We start from the raw sequence: 17,642 nt of genomic DNA, 5'->3' as shown, positions 1-17,642 counted from the left end.
TGGAGATGGACGTGGCAGCACTTTCGACCTCGACCCGCATCGCCGTCATCGGCGCCGGCGCCATGGGCAGCGGCATCGCCCACGTGGCGGCCCGCGCCGGCCACACGGTTTATCTGTACGACATGAATGCGGAGGCGGTTGCGCGCGGCCGCGACGCGATCGGCAAGGACCTGCGCTTTCTCGTCGGCAAGGGCAAGCTCGCCGAAGCCGAAGCCGAGGCGGTGCTGGCGCGGGTGATCGGCAGCAGCCGCATCGACGATCTCGCCGATGCCGGTCTGCTGATCGAGGCCATCGTCGAGAACCTCGAGGTCAAGCAGAAGCTGTTCCGCCAGCTCGAAGAGTTGGCCGGGCCGCAGGCGATTCTCGCCACCAATACCTCGTCGCTGTCGATCACCGCGATGGCTGCGGCGCTGGCGCGCCCGGAGCGGCTGGCCGGAATGCACTTCTTCAACCCGGCACCGCGCATGGCGCTGGTCGAGATCGTCTCCGGGCTCGCCACCGACCCCGCGGTCGCGGGCACGCTGTACGACACCGCGAAGGCCTGGGGCAAGACGCCGGTGCATGCGAGCTCGACCCCGGGCTTCATCGTCAACCGTGTCGCCCGTCCCTATTACGCCGAGGCCCAGCGCGTGCTCGCCGAGCGTGCCGCCGCCCCGGCGACGCTGGATGCGGTGCTGCGCGAAGCCTGCGGCTTCCCGATGGGGCCGTTCGAGCTGATGGACCTGATCGGCCACGACGTCAATTACGCGGTGACCCATTCGGTGTTCGACGCCTACCACGGCGACCGCCGCTACACCCCGAGCCTGATCCAGCGCGAGCTGGTGCTGGCCGGGCGCCTCGGGCGCAAGTCGGGGCAGGGCTTCTACGACTACCGCGACGGAGCGGAAAAACCGGCGCCGGCGGCGGAGCCCGCGGCGGCGGCGCTGCCGGCGCTCGCCGTCCACGGCCGCCTCGGCGTCGCCGAGCCGCTGGTGGCGCGTCTCGCGCAGGCTGGCATCGCCGTCGAGCGCTGCGCGGCGAGCGCGGCCGAGGAAGGCGGCGAGCTGCGCATCGGCATGGCGCGCCTGGCCCTGTCCGACGGCCGTACCGCCACCCGGCGGGCGCACGAGGAAGGGACGCCGGAGCTGGTGCTGTTCGATCTCGCGCGCGACTACGCGAGCACGCCGCGCCTGGCCCTGGCCCGCGCCGACCAGTGCAGCGATGCCGCCTGGCAGGCGGTGGTCGGCACCCTGCAGGCCGCCGGGATCGCGCTCAGCCGGGTCGACGACGTCGCCGGTCTGGTGGCGCTGCGCACGGTGTGCATGCTCGCCAACGAAGCCGCCGACTGCGTGCTGCAGGGCATCGCCACCGCGGCCGACATCGATACCGCGATGCGCAACGGCACCAACTACCCGGAAGGGCCGCTGGCCTGGGCCGACCGCCTCGGCACGCCCTTCGTCGCCCGCGTGCTGGAGAATCTGCGTGCGCATTACGGCGAGGAGCGTTATCGTCTGTCTCCGCTGATCGCCCGCCGCGCCCTGACCGGCGCGCCCCTGCACTGAGCATCCGAAGACCGGCTCCGGCGGGACGGTGCCCGGCGCCAGGGAGCGGCATCGCCGCCGCTGCGCCCGGGGGGCACCGCCCCGTGCGCAGCCCGGCAACCTGCTCCGAGGAGAGCCCCATGTCTGCCCGTTCCGCGATGCGCGGACCCACGCGTGTCCCGCTGTCCGAAACCGCGCGTGATGCCGCGCGCGCCGCGCTTGCCGGCGAGGCGCCGCGCCGCGAGCGCCTGATCGAATACCTCCACCGCCTGCAGGACGCGCACGGTGCGCTCCACGCCGAGCACCTCGCCGCCCTTGCCGAAGCGCTGCAGCTGGCGCGCGCCGAAGTGTTCGAGGTCGCGACCTTCTATCACCACTTCGACTTCGTTGCCGAGGGCGGCGCCGCGCCGCCGGCGCTCACCGTGCGCGTGTGCGATTCGCTCGGCTGTGCGATGGCCGGCGGCGCGGAACTTGCCGCCACGCTCGCAACGCGGCTCGGCGCCGGGGTGCGGGTGCAGCGCGTGCCCTGTGTCGGGCGCTGCGACAGCGCGCCGGTCGCGGTGGTCGGGCAACGGCCGGTGCTGCACGCCGATGTCGACACCGTCGCCGCGGTCGTTGCCAGCGGCGAGCGTGAAGAAGTGCTGCCCGCTGCGATCCGCTTCGAGGCCTACCGTGCCGCTGGCGGCTACGCGCTGTGGGAGGCGGTGCGCAGCGGCGCGCGCGATCCCGCGTCGGTCGTCGCCGCGCTCGACGCGGCCGGCCTGCGCGGGCTGGGCGGCGCCGGCTTTCCCGCCGCGCGCAAGTGGCACACGGTCGCGGCGCAGCCGGCGCCGCGCCACATGGCGGTCAATATCGACGAAGGCGAGCCGGGCACCTTCAAGGACCGCCACTACCTGTCGACCGATCCGCACCGTTTCATCGAAGGCATGCTGATCGCCGCCCGGGTGGTCGGCATCGCCGCGATCTGGATCTACATCCGCGACGAATACCCGGCGCTGCGCCGGCTGCTCGCCGAGGAGCTCGAGCGCGTGCGCGCCGAATGGCCGGAGCTGCCGCCGATCGAGCTGCGCCGCGGGGCCGGCGCCTACGTCTGCGGCGAGGAGTCGGCGATGATCGAGTCGATCGAAGGCAAGCGCGGCATGCCGCGGCTGCGTCCGCCCTATGTCGCCGAAGTCGGCCTGTTCGGCCGTCCGACGCTGGAGCACAACCTCGAGACGCTGTGGTGGGTGCGCGACACCGTCGAAACGAGTGCCGAGCGCGGCGCCGAATGGTTCGCGCGCCACGGCCGCCACGGCCGCAAGGGCCTCAGGAGCTTCTCGGTCAGCGGCCGCGTGGCCCGGCCCGGCGTCGTCGTCACCGATGCCGGGATCACCCTGCGCGAGCTGATCGACGAGCACTGCGGCGGCATGCTCCCCGGCCACGAACTGTACGGCTACTTCCCCGGTGGCGCCTCGGGCGGCATCCTGCCCGCGCGGCTGGCCGACGTGCCGCTCGACTTCGACACCCTGGCGCCCTACGGCTGCTTCATCGGCTCCGCGGCGATCGTCGTGTTCTCGCAGCACGACCGCGCACGCCTGCTCGCAGAAAATGCGATGGCCTTCTTCGCCGACGAATCCTGCGGCCAATGCACGCCGTGCCGGGTCGGTACGGCGAAGGCGGTAGAGCTGATGAAGGCACCCGCGTGGGACGCCGGGCTCCTCACCGAACTCGGCAGGACGATGATGGACGCTTCGATCTGCGGCCTCGGCCAGGCCGCGCCGAACCCGATGCAGTCGGTGCTGCGCTTCTTCCCGCATGAGGTCGGAGGCGCGCGCGCTGGCGCTGCAGCGGGCGCTTCGCCGACGACTTCCGATGCGGGCGCCGCCCCTCCGGGGCCGCATGCAGACGACACGAGGAGCGCATGATGAACGCCACCGACCGGATCCGCTTCGAGCTCGATGGCCGCGACATCGACGCCGCCCCCGGCGAATCGATCCTGCAGGCCGCGCAGCGCGCCGGCGCGGACATCCCGCACCTGTGCTACACGGACGGACTGCGCGCCGACGGCAACTGCCGCGCCTGCGTGGTCGAGATCGACGGCGAGCGCGTGCTCGCCCCCTCGTGCTGCCGCGCGCCCAAGCCGGGGATGAAAGTGAAGGCCGCAAGCGAACGCGCACGCGCCTCGCAGCGCATGGTGCTGGAGCTGTTGCACGCCGACGTCCCGGCCGAGGTCGAGAAGGCGGACTCCGAACTTGCCCACTGGTGTGAGGCGCTCGGCGTCGTGGAGCCCCGCTTCGCCCCCCGCGCCAATCCCGTGCCCGAGCGCAGCCACCCCGGCATCGCCGTCGATCTGGCCGCCTGCATCCAGTGCACGCGCTGCCTGCGCGCCTGCCGCGAGGTCCAGGTGAATGACGTGATCGGCCTCGCCCGCCGCGGCGCCGACACCTCGATCGTGTTCGACTTCGACGTGCCGATGGGGGACTCGAGCTGCGTTGGCTGCGGCGAATGCGTCCAGGCCTGCCCGACCGGCGCGCTGCAGCCGGCGGCGCTGCTCGAGGCCACCGCCGCGCCCGCGTCGAGCTACCGTCCGACCCGGCAGGTCGATTCCCTGTGCCCCTACTGCGGCGTCGGCTGCCAGGTGCGCTACCACGTCGCCGGCGAGGGCGCGGCGCAGCGCATCGTCTTCGCCGAGGGCGGCGACGGCCCGGCCAACGCCGGCCGCCTGTGCGTAAAGGGGCGCTACGGCTTCACCTACAGCCGCAACCGCGAGCGCCTGACCACGCCGTTGATCCGCCGTCCGGAAGTGCCCAAGGGAACGGTGGTCGATCCGGCCGCTCCGCTGACTGCGTTCCGTGAAGCGAGCTGGGATGAGGCGCTCGACGCCGCCGCCGCCGGGCTGCTGCGGATCCGGCACGCCCACGGCCCGCACGCGCTCGCCGGCTTCGGTTCGGCCAAGGGCAGCAACGAGGAGGCCTACCTGTTCCAGAAGCTGGTGCGGACCGGTTTCGGCACCCACAACGTGGACCACTGCACGCGCCTGTGCCACGCCTCGTCGGTGGCCGCGCTGCTCGAAGGGATCGGCTCGGGCGCGGTGTCCAATCCGGTGCGCGACGTCGACTTCGCCGACGTGATCATCGTCATCGGCGCCAATCCGGCGGCCAACCACCCGGTGGCGGCGAGCTTCATCAAGAACGCGGTGAAGGGGGGCAACCACGAGGGCCAAAGCGGCGGCAACCGCGGCGGCGCGAAGCTGGTGCTGATGGACCCGCGCGCGACCCCGCTCGCGCGCCATGCCTGGCGCGTGCTGCAGTTCCGCGCCGACGCCGATGTCGCCCTGCTGCTGTCAATGGCGTGCACGATCATCGAGGAAGGACTCACCGACGCGGACTTCATCGCCGCCCGTACCGAAGGCTTCGAGGCCTTCCGTGACGCCGCGCTGAATTATCCGCCCGAGCGCACCGCGGCGCTCACTGGCATCGCTGCCGCCACCGTGCGCGAGGTCGCGCGCGCCTACGCGCGCGGGCCGAACAGCATGATCCTGTGGGGGATGGGGGTGTCGCAGCACACCCACGGCACCGACAACGTGCGCGCGCTGATCGCGCTGGCGCTGATGACCGGTCAGATTGGCCGCCGCGGCACCGGCCTGCACCCGCTGCGCGGCCAGAACAACGTCCAGGGCGCCTCCGACGCCGGCCTCATCCCGATGATGCTGCCCGACTACCAGAAGGTGGCCGACCCCGCGGTGCGGGCGCGCTTCGAGGCGCTGTGGCAGGCGCCGCTGGCGCAGACCCCCGGCCTCACCGTGGTCGAGATCATCGATGCCGCCTGCGCCGGGCAGATCCGCGGCATGTACATCGAAGGCGAGAACCCGGCGATGTCCGACCCCGATCTCGCCCACGCCCGCGAAGGCCTGGCAAAGCTCGAGCACCTGGTGGTGCAGGACATCTTCCTGACCGAGACCGCGATGTTCGCCGACGTCGTGCTGCCGGCTTCGAGCCTGTTCGAGAAGGGCGGCAGCTTCACCAACACCGACCGCCTGGTGCAGCTCGCGCGTCCGGTGCTGCCGCTGCCGGGCGAGGCCCGCCCGGACTGGTGGATCATCCAGGAGATCGCCCGCCGGATGGGGCTGGGGTGGGATTACCCCGGCCCGGGGGCGGTGTTCGACGAGCTCGTGCAGGCGATGCCCAGCCACGGCGGGATGAGCTGGGCGAAGCTCGAGGCTGAGGGCGCGATCGTGGCGCCGAAGCTCGCCGCCGATGCGCCGTCCGAGCCGGTGCTGTTCCAGGCGTGCTTTCCGACCGCCAACGGGCGCGGTCGCTTCGTCGCGGTGGCGCCGCTGCCGGCGGCGGAGCTGCCCGACGAGGACTACCCGATGGTGCTGATCACCGGGCGTGTGCTCGAACACTGGCACACGGGGTCGATGACGCGCCGCGCCGAGGTGCTCGATGCGCTCGACCCGGACCCCTGGTGCGCGGTCCATCCGGCCGATCTCGCCCGCCTCGGCGTGGCGACGGGCGGGCGGGTGGCGCTGCAGACCCGGCGCGGGCGCATCGAGCTCGAGGCGAGGGCGGACGAGGGCGTGCGCGCCGGCACCGTGTTCATGGCGTTCTGCTACCGCGAGGCGGCGGCCAACTTGCTGACCCAGCCTGCGCTCGACCCCTTCGGCAAGATCCCGGAGTTCAAGTACTGTGCGCTGCGGGTCGAGGCGGTGTCCTGAACGTCGTCGCCTCGAGTCCATTTCGCGTATTGCGGCGGGGTGTGTGCTGCAGGCGGGGGCTCATCTGTTGTATCTTATAGAAGACTTTTGTCCGCTGGTCTTGACCCACGCGCCGATCGATCGCATGCTTTTTCGGCTGCGCGTGGTGCGCAGGACGAGCGTTGATCAATATCCTTGTCGAAGAGAGCCCGAGAAATGACCGAACGAGTGACGTGCCAGCGCCTTCAGGTCGCTGCAAACCTGAAGCGTTTCATTGAAGAAGAAGCCCTGCCCGGCAGCGGTGTCGATGCGGTAGCGTTCTGGTCCGGTTTCGATGCGCTGATCCACGCGCTGGCACCGAAGAACCGCGCCCTCCTCGCCGAGCGCGAGCGCCTGCAGGCCGAGATCGATGCCTGGCACCGTGCCCACCCCGGTCCGATCGCCGACATGGCGGCCTACCGCGCCTTCCTCGAATCGATCGGCTATCTGCTGCCGGTGCCGGCCGATGCCCGGATCACGACCACCAACGTCGATGACGAGCTCGCGCTGCAGGCCGGCCCGCAGCTGGTGGTGCCGGTGATGAACGCACGCTACGCGCTCAATGCCGCCAATGCGCGCTGGGGCTCGCTGTACGACGCGCTGTACGGCACCGATGCAATTGCGCAGACCGATGGGGCCGGCCTCACCGCCGGCTACAACCCGGTGCGCGGGGCGAAGGTCATCGCCTTCGGCCGTCAGGTGCTCGACCAGGCTGCGCCGCTTGCCGGGGCTTCGCACGCCGACGCGACCGCCTACGCCGTGGCCGGCGGCAAGCTCGTGGTGACGCTGGGCAACGGCAGCACCACCGGGCTGCAGCAGGCGGACAAGTTCGCCGGCTACCAGGGCGAAGCCGCCGCGCCGAAAGCGGTGCTGCTGAGGAACAACGGCCTCCACATCGAGATCCAGATCGACCGCGCCGGGGCGATCGGCAAGGGCGATGCCGCCGGGGTGAACGACCTCCTGCTCGAAGCCGCGCTGTCGACGATCATGGACTGCGAGGACTCGGTCGCCGCGGTCGATGCCGAGGACAAGCTCGTCGTCTATCGCAACTGGCTCGGGCTGATGGCCGGCACCCTCGAGGATACGTTCGAGAAGGGCGGCAAGCCGATGACCCGCCGCCTCAACGCCGACCGTGAATACACCGGCGCCGACGGCAAGGCGCTCGCGCTGCACGGGCGCTCGTTGCTGTTCGTGCGCAACGTCGGCCACCTGATGACCAATCCGGCGATCCTCGACGGCGCCGGCAACGAAGTGCCCGAAGGCATCATGGACGCGGTGGTGACGACGCTGATTGCCAAGCGCGACCTCGAACGCAAGGGCAACTCGCGCCGCGGCAGCATCTACATCGTCAAGCCCAAGATGCACGGCCCGGCCGAAGTCGCCTTTGCCGACGAGCTGTTCACCCGCGTTGAGCAGCTGCTCGGCCTGCCGGCCCACACCGTCAAGCTCGGCATCATGGACGAGGAGCGCCGCACCAGCGTCAACCTGGCCGCCTGCATCGCCGCCGCGCCGGCCCGCGTGGCCTTCATCAACACCGGCTTCCTCGACCGCACCGGCGACGAGATGCACACCGCGATGGAAGCCGGCCCGATGATGCGCAAGGGCGAGATCAAGAACAGCAAGTGGATCGCCGCCTACGAGCGCCGCAACGTGCTGATCGGGCTGGCCGCCGGGCTGCGCGGGCGCGCCCAGATCGGCAAGGGGATGTGGGCAATGCCCGACCTGATGGCGGCGATGCTCGAGCAGAAGGTGAACCACCCGAAGTCGGGCGCGAACACCGCCTGGGTGCCGTCGCCCACCGCGGCGACCCTGCATGCGCTGCACTACCACCAGGTGAGCGTGGCTGCGGTGCAGCAGGAGATCGAGAAGCTCGACCTGAACCAGGAAGCCGCCGCGCTGCTCGACGACCTGCTCACCATTCCGGTGGTGGCGAAGGCCGGGTGGAGCGCCGCCGAGCGCCAGCAGGAACTCGACAACAACTGCCAGGGCATCCTCGGCTATGTGGTGCGCTGGGTGGAGCAGGGCGTGGGCTGCTCCAAGGTGCCCGACATCAATGACGTCGGCCTGATGGAGGACCGCGCCACCCTGCGCATCTCCAGCCAGCACATCGCCAACTGGCTGCGCCACGGCGTGGTCGGCGCCGAGGAGGTCGAACAGACCCTGCAGCGGATGGCCGCGGTGGTCGATGGGCAGAACGCCGGCGATCCGGCCTACCGCCCGATGGCGCCGAATTTCGACGACTCGGTGGCCTACCAGGCCGCGCGCGCGCTGATCTTCGAAGGCTGCACCCAGCCCAGCGGCTACACCGAGCCGCTGCTGCACCGCTACCGCCAGCAGTTCAAGGCCAAGGTCGGCGGCTGATCGCCGATTCCGCGCGCTGTGCAGTGACGACCGGACCGGCGCAAGCCGGTCCGGTCGTTTACGCCATCGTGTTTCAGAGGGATCAGGGTTTCATCGTTTCGGCCACATAGCGGCGCACGCGCGGCGGCTCCGGCCCCAGGTGGAAGGCGAGGCGTTGCGCGCGCAAGCCGATGTCGGCGGCGGTGAAGCGCTCCAGCCGGCGCTGATGTTCGACCCAGTTCTCGTCGAGGAAGTATTCGATGTAGCGCCCGGGCAGCGTGGTGTCGCGGAACAGCCCCCATGACAGCGCCCCCTGGCGCAGCCGCGCGCGCCGGGTCTGCTGCATGATCATGTTGAAGGCGGCCGCCTGTGCGGGGTCGATCAGGTATTCGATCGTCACCATCACCGGGCCTTCGTCGGGATCGATGTCGATCATCGGTTCGCCCACGCTCACCGTCGGCCGTGCTGGTGTCATGTCCTCGTCGCCGCCGCCGCCGACGCTCAGTCCGCGGGAGAACCAGGTGAACAGCGGGCCGAGTGCGGAGGCGGTGAGGATCGCAATCGCGAGCGTGGCGTGGCTGGCGACATACCCCCAGAGTGCGGCGCCGGCAGCGCTGCCACCCATCAGGGCCATCTGATAGATCGACATCCCGCGTGCACGGACCCAGTTCGGCAGCGCGGTCTGGGCGGCCACGGCGAGGGCGTTGGCGGTCAGGACCCAGGCCGCGCCCGCCAGAGCACAGGCAGGCAGGGCGGCCGCCAGCACCGGGGACAGCGCCACTGCGGCCGCAGCCAAAGCGTGGATGCAGCTTCCCCACAGGATGAAGGCGTCGCTGTGGATGCCGCGGCGAAGACGTGGCAGAAAGAGTGCGGTGAGGATCGCGCCGACCCCCATCGCCGCAAGCAAGGCGGTGAAACCGCCGGCGCCGGCGCCGAGTTCGCGGGCGAGCAGCGGCAGCAGGGCGAGCAAGGCGCTCGACTGGAGAAAGAAGACGCAGGCCCGAAGCAGGACGATGCGCATGCGCGGCGATTGGGCAACGTGCTGGACGCCGACCCGCATCGCCCCGAAGAATCGCTCGCCGGGCAGGGCGCTGGCGCGTGGCTGCGCCTTCCAGCGCAGGATCAGGGCGAAGGCGAGCAGCGACATCGCTGCGTTGACGATGAACACGATGTGGCTGCCGGCACTGGCGATCAGGGCCCCGGCCACGATCGGTCCGATGATGCGCGACATGTTCATCGCGATGCCGTTGAGGGCCAGGGCGCTCGACAATTCGTGGCGCGGCACGATATCGGGAACGATGGCGGCGAACACGGGCCAGCGCATTGCCATGCCGATGCCGTTGGCAAATGTCAGGGCGAGCAACAACGGCGCCGTGAGCAGCTCCGCCAGCGACAGCGTGGCGAGGACGGCGGCGATCGCGGCGACCCAGAGCTGGGTGAAGGCAAAGTAGCGGCGGCGGTCGACGATGTCGGCAAGCGCCCCGCTGGGCAGGCCGAGGAGGAATACCGGCAGGGTGGAGGCGGCCTGCACCAGGGCCACCATGACGACGCTGTCGGTCAGTGAGGTCATCAGCCAGGCGCTGGTGACCTCGTTCATCCACATCGTGATGTTGGCGGTCAGCCAGGCCAGCCACAGCATCCGGAACACCGCTCCGCGCAATGGGGTCAGCGCGGAAGGGGGGGATGGTGCAGCGGCAGGCCTATCGCTCATGTCGGCCGGGGAGGCGGGTCGGGCGGCGCCGCCGCCGGTATCGGGGTGAAAGGGGGGGGAGCGGTGCCGGGTGCGGTCACCAGAGCTGCCACCACGGCTTGTCGCTCACCGGACCGCCGCGGAAGTAGGCGCTGTCGGGGAAGTTGGCGTGCATGATGCGGTCGGCGTCGTCGCGCAGCGTGCTCATGCCGAGTGCGTCGTAGCTCTTGACCAGCAGGAACAGCGCTTCCTCGATGGCGGGAGACTGCGGGAAGTTCGTGACCGCGGTCTGGGCGCGGTTGATTGCCGCCACGTAGGCGCCGCGGTTGTAGTAGTAGCGCGCCACGTGGACTTCGTGCGAGGCGAGCGAATTCACCAGGTACTGGATCCGGGCGTGCGAATCTTCGGCGTAGCGGCTTTCCGGGAAGCGCCGGGTCAGCTCGCGAAAGCTCTCGAAGGCTTCGTGCGCGCCCTTGGGGTCGCGTTCGGAAAGGTCCTGGCGCGACAGGTTGGCAAGCAGGCCGAGGTCTTCGTTGAAATTCACCAGCCCCTTCAGGTAGTACGCGTAGTCCACGTGGGGATGGTTGGGGTGAAGCTTGATGAAACGGTCGGCCGCAGCGAGCGCGAGCGCCTGTTCGCCCTGCTTGTAGTAGGCGTAGGCGACTTCGAGCTGGGCCTGCTGGGCGAAGCGGCCATAGGGGTAGCGCGCCTCGAGCTTTTCGAACAGGGTGATGGCGCGGTCGTAGGCGCCCTCGCCCATCGAGGTCTTGGCCTCGGAGTACAGCGTCTGGGCATTCCAGCCCGCGGTCTCGTCGATCTGTTCCGGCAGCATGCCGCAGCCGCCGAGCAGCAATGCGCCAATGAGCGCGACTTTTCCCGTTAAACTTCCGAGGGTGAACCTGGCCATCGAAGACACTCGCGTGAATGAACGCGCCGATTATATCCCAGCCGACGACGGCGACTCGCTCGAAGCGCTGACGATTCCTGTCGAACTGGGCGGACTGCGGCTGGACCAGGCGCTGGCGCGCCTGTTTCCGCAGCATTCGCGCAGCCGCCTGCAGTCCTGGTTGAAGGAAGGCTTCATCCGCATCGACGGGAACTCGCCCGGCGCCCATAGCAAGGTGTGGGGCGGTGAATGCGTCGAGCTCGATCCGCCGCCGCCGCCCGAGGTGGCGGCCGAGCTGCCCGAGGACATTCCGCTGCAGGTCGTGTTCGAGGACGAGCACCTGATCGTCATCGACAAGCCGGCGGGGCTGGTGGTGCACCCGGGCAGCGGCAACTGGAGCGGAACCCTGCTCAACGCCTTGCTGCACCATGCGCCGGTGCTGGCCGGCGTACCGCGCGCCGGGATCGTTCACCGCCTGGACAAGGACACCAGCGGTCTGCTCGTGGTGGCGAAGACGCTCGCCGCGCAGACCGAACTCGTGCGCCAGCTCCAGGCGCGCACGGTGAAGCGGCATTACTGGGCGCTGGTGCATGGCAGCCTGGAGGGTGGCGGAGTGGTCGATGCACCGGTCGGCCGCCATCCCAGCCAGCGCACCCGGATGGCCGTGGTCGGTAACGGTCGTGCGGCGCTGACCCGCTATACCGTGGTCGAGCGCTTCGCGCGCTGCACCCTGCTCGAGTGCCGGCTCGAAACCGGCCGCACGCACCAGATCCGGGTGCATATGGCGCACCTCGGCCATGCGCTGGTGGGCGATCCGGTCTATGGCCGTGCGCGCAGCGGCGATGCACCGCTCGGTGCCTTTGCGCGCCAGGCGCTGCATGCCTTCCAGCTCGGCCTGCGCCATCCGTACGGTGGCCAGGACATGCTGTGGCAGGTGCCGATGGCGGCCGATTTCGCCGCCTTGCTCGATGATCTGCGCGGGCGCGGACCGTGAGCCGGGCGATGACGCCTTGGCGGGAGGGCGTGCCTGGCCTGCTGCGGCCCGACTGGGATTTGCCGGCCGGAGTGGAGGCGGTGCTGACTACGCGTGCAGGCGGCTGCAGTCGTGGTGCGTTCGCTGGTTTCAACCTCGGTGACCATGTCGGGGACGACCCGGAAGCGGTCGCCTCGAACCGGGCGTGGCTATGCCGGACCCTTTCCGTCACGCCTTTGTGGTTGGCCCAGGTCCATGGAACGGCGGTGGCCGACGCCGACGCCGCGCAAGGCCTGCGGCGGGCCGATGCGGCCGTGGCACGTGGCAGGGAGCGTGCCTGCGCGGTGCTGACCGCGGACTGCCTGCCGGTGCTGCTGTGCGACGATGCGGGCAGCGTGGTCGGGGCCGCGCATGCGGGTTGGCGCGGGCTGGCCGCCGGCGTGCTGGAGGCGACGGTGGCGCGCATGGCGGTGGCGCCGGCGCGGCTGCGGGCCTGGCTGGGGCCGGCGATCGGGGCGCAGGCCTTCGAAGTGGGAGACGAGGTGCGCGCGGCTTTCGTCGCCGACGATCCGGTGGCGGCGGCCGCGTTCACACCGGGGAGGGAGGCGGGGAAATGGATGGCCGACCTGGAGCGGCTCGCCCGGCGCCGGCTGTACCGGGCGGGAGTCGTGCGGGTTGCCGGCGGAGGGGTGTGCACCGTGTCGACGCCGGAGCGGTTTTATTCGTACCGACGCGATGGCGTGACCGGGCGCTTTGCTTCGCTGATCTGGCTGCAGCCGCGATGAAAGGCCCGGCCGCGGCTCCATCGGATTCACTTCGCATCGATGAAAAAGAGACTTCGGGGCGTGTTCCGGGCTATTGATCGGAGCCGGTTTCGGCTCTATCGTTGTGGTCGGATGCTTCTTGCGTACGCTGTCGGCGCCGGCGTGCGGGAGTGCCCAGCAACCACATGAACAGCGCCAGCGGAGCCAGGCCCCAGAAGACGAAGGTGAGTGTGCCGGCAAGCACGCTGTCTTCGGCTGCGGCGACGAGAACGACGACGTAGAGCCAGGCGATCGGGATCAGGTACATGCGCCGATTTTAAAGCCTCGGGCGCTGGGAAATCGCAAACAATCGCCGTGGCGGCGAGTTGCCGCGGCCGGGACGAGGAGATGCAGATGGCGGATTCAGCGGGCGGGCAGATGCCGCCGGGCATGCAGGCGATGTTCGTTGCCGGCCAGGCGATGGCACAGGGCTTTTTCGACACCTTGGCGCGCCAGCACGCTGCGCTGCTCGATTCTTCCGGCGCTGCGGCGCCTCGCCTGCCGATGCCGGAAACCGAGGCGCTGGCGACGATCCACAAGACATATGCGGAAAAGCACGCCGCGCTGTGGTCCTCGATGCTGGCGCATGAATCCGGCGCGGCCGCCGAAGCGGTCGTAAGCCCGGAGCCCGGCGACAGGCGCTTTGCCGCACCGGAGTGGTCTGCCAGTCCGCTCTTCGACTACCTGCGACAGGCTTACCTGCTCAATGCTGGCCTGCTGCGCGAGATGGCCGAGGCGATGCCGATCGCCGACAGCCGTGCCCGTTCCCGCCTCCGCTTCCTGACCCGGCAGTACACCGACGCCCTGGCGCCGAGCAATTTCGCCGCGACCAACCCCGAGTTCATCAAGACCGCGCTCGAAACGAAAGGCGAGAGCATTGCCCGCGGTATTCACAACCTGCTCGCCGACCTTGAAAAAGGGCGGATCTCGATGACCGACGATGCGGCCTTCGAAGTCGGGCGCAACCTGGCGCTGACGCCGGGCGCGGTGGTCTTCGAGAACGAGCTGATCCAGCTCATCCAGTACGCGCCGCTCACCGACAAGGTGGCACAAAAGCCGCTGCTGATCGTGCCGCCCTGCATCAACAAGTTCTACGTCATGGATCTGCAGGCGGAGAATTCGCTGGTGCGCTTCATCGTCGAGCAGGGTTTCACCGTGTTTCTGGTGTCATGGAAAAACCCCCGCCCGGACAGCGGCGGCCACCATACCTGGGACGACTACCTGGACAAGGGGCCGCTCGCGGCGCTGGAGGTGGTGCGCGCGGTGACGCGGGTGGAAAAGCCTCACGCGCTGGGTTTTTGCGTCGGCGGCACGCTGCTCGCTTCGGCGCTGGGGGTGGCGCGTGCGCGCGGCGAGGAGCCGGTTTCCAGCCTGACCCTGATGACGACCCTGCTCGATTTCTCCGAAGCCGGCGAACTGGGCTGCCTGGTGGACGAGGCCAGCCTGGCGGCGCGTGAGGCGGCGATCGGCAAGGGCGGCGTGCTCAAGGGGCAGGAACTGGCGAACGTGTTTTCCTTCCTGCGCGCCAACGACCTGGTCTGGCAGTACGTGGTGGGCAACTACCTGAAGGGCGGCACTCCGCCGGCGTTCGATCTGCTGTACTGGAACTCCGATCCGACCAATCTGCCCGGCCCCTTCCTCGTCTGGTATTTGCGTAACATGTATCTGGAAAATAACCTGCGGGTGCCGGGCAAGCTGAAAATGCTGGGACAGAAGGTGGATCTCGGCAAGCTCGACATGCCCACTTACCTGATGGCGGCACGGGAGGATCACATCGTGCCGTGGAAGGGGGCTTATCTGGGGCGCGGCTTGCTCGGCGGCGAAACCACGTTCGTGCTCGGTGCCAGCGGCCACATCGCCGGCGCGATCAATCCGGCGTCGAAGAATCGCCGCAGTTTCTGGACCGCGGACGTCGATGCGGCCGACCCGGACGAGTGGTTGGGGGCGGCGGTCGAGCACAAAGGGAGCTGGTGGCTGCACTGGATCGAATGGCTGCAGGCCCGCAGCGGCAGGAAGATCGCCGCGCGCGGCCGCTTGGGCAGCACGAAGTACGAACCCATCGAACCGGCCCCCGGGCGCTACGTCAAGGAGCGCGCCTGAGGCGGGAAGATGCGGGATCGGCCGGCGGCAGCGTCGGAGGCGGGAGCTGTCGCCGCACTGTAAATAAACCTGCCTGACAGAGCGAACCCCGTTTAGGGAGAGGAGAGAACGATGTCCAGAGTTGCGTTGGTAACGGGTGGTATGGGGGGGCTGGGCGAAGCAATCTGCATCAAGCTTGCGGCGCTGGGCTACAAAGTGGTGACGACGCATTCGCCGGGCAACACCAAGGCCGCGGAGTGGCTGCTGGCCATGAACAACATGGGCTACGGCTTCAAGGCTTATCCCTGCGACGTGTCGGATTTCGATTCGAGCAAGGCCTGCGTCGAAACCGTCGCGCGCGAAGTGGGGCCGGTGGATGTGCTGGTGAACAACGCCGGGATCACCCGCGACATGACCTTCAAGAAGATGACCAAGGCCGACTGGGATGCGGTCATCGGCACCAACCTCGACAGCGTGTTCAACATGACCAAGCAGGTCATGGACGGGATGGTCGAGCGGCGCTGGGGGCGAGTCATCAACGTGTCGTCGGTGAACGGGCAGAAAGGGGCGTTCGGCCAGACCAACTACTCTGCGGCGAAGGCCGGGATGCATGGTTTCACCAAGGCGCTGGCACTGGAAGTGGCGCGCAACGGCGTCACGGTGAATACGATTTCGCCGGGCTACATCGGCACCAAGATGGTGATGGCGATTCCGCAGGAAATCCTGGATTCGAAAATCCTGCCGCAGATCCCGCTCGCCCGCCTGGGCAAGCCGGAGGAGATTGCGGGTCTGGTGGCTTACCTGTCGTCGGAGGAGGCGGCGTTCGTGACCGGGGCCAATATCTCGATCAACGGCGGGCAGCACATGTTCTGAGTTCGTTCACCGCGGCGATTTCGCGGCGTGACGTTCCGGCCGGACGGGGCAAGCCCGTCCGGCAAGGGTCGGGACAAAGCGGCAGCAGGTAGAGCGTGTCCTTTGCGGGCACGCTTTTTTTGTCGGCGCCTGTTTTTTATTGCATTGCAGCACGCTTTGTAGAGTGTGTTTATAATGCCTCTTCCAAGCAGCTGATGCGCTGCCGCATGAAGGGCCGGACCCGTTCCCCGATGTGCTCGCGGGGCGCGCCCGGCGTTGAAAATTGCTTCCGAAGGATCACAACATGTCCCAGAAAATCGCCCTCGTAACGGGCGCAATGGGCGGCCTCGGCACCGCGATCTGCCAGTCCCTTGCCAAGGACGGCATGAAGGTGGTGGCGAACTGCCTGCCCGGTTTCGATCAGAAAGAGGGGTGGCTGGCAGCCCAGCGCGACCTGGGGTTCAATTTCATTGCCGCCGAAGGGGATGTTTCCGACTACGACTCCTGTGCGACGATGGTCGCCAGGATCGAAGCTGAAGTCGGCCCGGTCGATGTGCTGGTGAATAACGCCGGCATCACCCGCGACAAGTTCTTCCCCAAGATGCAGAAGGCGCAGTGGGATGCGGTGATCAACACCAACCTGAACAGCCTGTTCAACGTGACCCATCACGTTTCGGCGAAGATGGCCGAGCGCGGCTGGGGGCGGATCATCAGCATTTCGTCGGTGAACGGGGTCAAGGGACAGGCCGGCCAGACCAACTACTCCGCGGCCAAGGCCGGCGTACTCGGCTTCACCAAGGCACTCGCGGCCGAACTTGCGACGAAAGGGGTCACGGTCAATGCCGTCGCGCCGGGCTATGTCGGCACCGAGATGGTAATGGCGATCCGCGACGACATCCGCCAGGGCATCATCGACACCATCCCGATGGGACGTCTGGGGCGCCCGGACGAGATCGGCGACCTGTGCGCCTATCTCGCCTCGGACAAGGCGGCCTACATCACCGGTGCTACCATCAACATCAACGGCGGCCTGCACATGTGCTGATGGTGCACTGTGTCAGGCGCGTGATCACGAAACCCCGTCCAGTGACGGGGTTTCGTTTTCGCACCGCGATATAATCCACCAGCTAGCGCGGAACGGCCCGCACCGAGGAGATGGAGAAATGCCCGAGCAGCAGCGCCTGATCAAGAAGTATCCCAACCGCCGTCTGTACGACACCCGCACCAGTTCCTACATCACTTTGGCCGACGTCAAGGAACTGGTGCTGGGCAATGAGGAATTCCAGGTCGTCGATGCGAAGACGGGGGAGGATCTGACGCGCAGTATCCTGCTGCAGATCATCCTCGAGGAAGAGGCGGGAGGGGCGCCGATGTTTACCAGCGACCTGCTCGCGCACATGATCCGCTTTTATGGCAATGCCATGCAGGGGATGATGGGCAAGTATCTGGAAAGCAACATCAAGGCATTTACCGAAATGCAGGGCAAGCTCCAGGATCAGGCTCGTGCGATCTACGGCGAGAACAGCCCGGTCGGCCAGGATCTCTGGGCCCAGTTCCTGAATTTCCAGGGGCCGGCGCTGCAGAGCATGATGGGGGCCTACGTGGACCAGTCCAGGAAAATGTTCGAGCAGATGCAGCAGCAACTCGAAAGCCAGACCCGCAACATGTTCACCGGCTTCCAGTTTCCCCAGTACGTCAAGCCCGGCGAAGAGCGTGCCGCACCCGCCGCCGGGAAGAGCGACTCCGACAAGTAAAACCCGCGCCGGCGTACCGCCCCGGGCGTAC

Annotated in this window: 13 protein-coding genes; 10 read left to right on the top strand and 3 right to left on the bottom strand. The window is 68.6% G+C overall.

Going from position 1 to position 17,642, the window contains the following annotated elements; all coding sequences use genetic code 11:
- Positions 1 to 5: 5 nt before the first annotated feature.
- The 4 genes from paaH (at position 6) to Tchl_RS17120 (ending at position 8,595) form a co-directional block, all read left to right on the top strand.
- Complete coding sequence (paaH, locus tag Tchl_RS17135; RefSeq protein WP_408646115.1) at positions 6 to 1,541, top strand: 3-hydroxyacyl-CoA dehydrogenase PaaH; 1,536 nt, start codon at positions 6 to 8, stop codon at positions 1,539 to 1,541.
- Positions 1,542 to 1,660: 119 nt separating this feature from the next.
- Entirely contained in the window at positions 1,661 to 3,424 is a 1,764-nt protein-coding gene (locus Tchl_RS17130) for an NAD(P)H-dependent oxidoreductase subunit E (protein ID WP_083945267.1), read from the top strand.
- Positions 3,424 to 6,216, top strand: a complete 2,793-nt coding sequence (gene fdhF / locus Tchl_RS17125; protein ID WP_075149438.1) for a formate dehydrogenase subunit alpha — start codon at positions 3,424 to 3,426, stop codon at positions 6,214 to 6,216. The genes Tchl_RS17130 and fdhF overlap by 1 nt, the downstream gene beginning before the upstream one ends.
- Before the next feature lie 195 nt (positions 6,217 to 6,411).
- Positions 6,412 to 8,595 carry a malate synthase G gene (locus Tchl_RS17120; protein ID WP_075149437.1) on the top strand — a complete coding sequence of 728 codons (2,184 nt, stop codon included), beginning with the start codon at positions 6,412 to 6,414 and terminating at the stop codon, positions 8,593 to 8,595.
- A gap of 82 nt (positions 8,596 to 8,677) precedes the next feature.
- Here the strand turns inward: Tchl_RS17120 and Tchl_RS17115 are convergent, their stop codons facing one another.
- Both Tchl_RS17115 and Tchl_RS17110 read right to left on the bottom strand, forming a co-directional pair.
- Positions 8,678 to 10,285: an MFS transporter gene (locus Tchl_RS17115; protein WP_075149436.1), complete on the bottom strand. Its 1,608-nt coding sequence runs from the start codon at positions 10,283 to 10,285 to the stop codon at positions 8,678 to 8,680.
- Positions 10,286 to 10,361: 76 nt separating this feature from the next.
- Positions 10,362 to 11,171: an outer membrane protein assembly factor BamD gene (locus Tchl_RS17110; protein WP_075149435.1), complete on the bottom strand. Its 810-nt coding sequence runs from the start codon at positions 11,169 to 11,171 to the stop codon at positions 10,362 to 10,364.
- Positions 11,172 to 11,184: 13 nt separating this feature from the next.
- Here Tchl_RS17110 and rluD point away from each other — a divergent pair, with 13 nt between their 5' ends.
- Together rluD and pgeF are read left to right on the top strand one after the other, a co-directional pair.
- Positions 11,185 to 12,144, top strand: a complete 960-nt coding sequence (rluD, locus tag Tchl_RS17105; protein ID WP_408646114.1) for a 23S rRNA pseudouridine(1911/1915/1917) synthase RluD — start codon at positions 11,185 to 11,187, stop codon at positions 12,142 to 12,144.
- An 8-nt stretch (positions 12,145 to 12,152) separates the two neighbouring features.
- Positions 12,153 to 12,908 (top strand): peptidoglycan editing factor PgeF, encoded by a 756-nt coding sequence (gene pgeF, locus Tchl_RS17100; RefSeq protein ID WP_075149433.1) that lies wholly within the window; start codon positions 12,153 to 12,155, stop codon positions 12,906 to 12,908.
- A 70-nt stretch (positions 12,909 to 12,978) separates the two neighbouring features.
- Here the strand turns inward: pgeF and Tchl_RS17095 are convergent, their stop codons facing one another.
- Positions 12,979 to 13,194, bottom strand: a complete 216-nt coding sequence (locus tag Tchl_RS17095) for a hypothetical protein (RefSeq protein WP_075149432.1) — start codon at positions 13,192 to 13,194, stop codon at positions 12,979 to 12,981.
- An 86-nt stretch (positions 13,195 to 13,280) separates the two neighbouring features.
- Here Tchl_RS17095 and Tchl_RS17090 point away from each other — a divergent pair, with 86 nt between their 5' ends.
- From Tchl_RS17090 to phaR, 4 genes are all read left to right on the top strand, one after another.
- The gene (locus Tchl_RS17090) at positions 13,281 to 15,026 is read left to right on the top strand and encodes a PHA/PHB synthase family protein (RefSeq protein WP_075149431.1); all 1,746 of its coding nucleotides are present in this window, start codon (positions 13,281 to 13,283) and stop codon (positions 15,024 to 15,026) included.
- A 111-nt stretch (positions 15,027 to 15,137) separates the two neighbouring features.
- Entirely contained in the window at positions 15,138 to 15,878 is a 741-nt protein-coding gene (gene phbB / locus Tchl_RS17085; RefSeq protein WP_075149430.1) for an acetoacetyl-CoA reductase, read from the top strand.
- 283 nt (positions 15,879 to 16,161) lie between these two features.
- Positions 16,162 to 16,902 (top strand): beta-ketoacyl-ACP reductase, encoded by a 741-nt coding sequence (gene phbB / locus Tchl_RS17080; protein ID WP_075149429.1) that lies wholly within the window; start codon positions 16,162 to 16,164, stop codon positions 16,900 to 16,902.
- A 118-nt stretch (positions 16,903 to 17,020) separates the two neighbouring features.
- Positions 17,021 to 17,611: a polyhydroxyalkanoate synthesis repressor PhaR gene (gene phaR / locus Tchl_RS17075; RefSeq protein WP_075149428.1), complete on the top strand. Its 591-nt coding sequence runs from the start codon at positions 17,021 to 17,023 to the stop codon at positions 17,609 to 17,611.
- Positions 17,612 to 17,642 lie beyond the last annotated feature (31 nt).

Source organism: Thauera chlorobenzoica, from assembly GCF_001922305.1.
Taxonomy (GTDB): Bacteria; Pseudomonadota; Gammaproteobacteria; order Burkholderiales; family Rhodocyclaceae; genus Thauera; species Thauera chlorobenzoica.
Note: the sequence above shows the minus strand (reverse complement) of the source record. Positions and strands in the feature narration are given on the sequence as shown.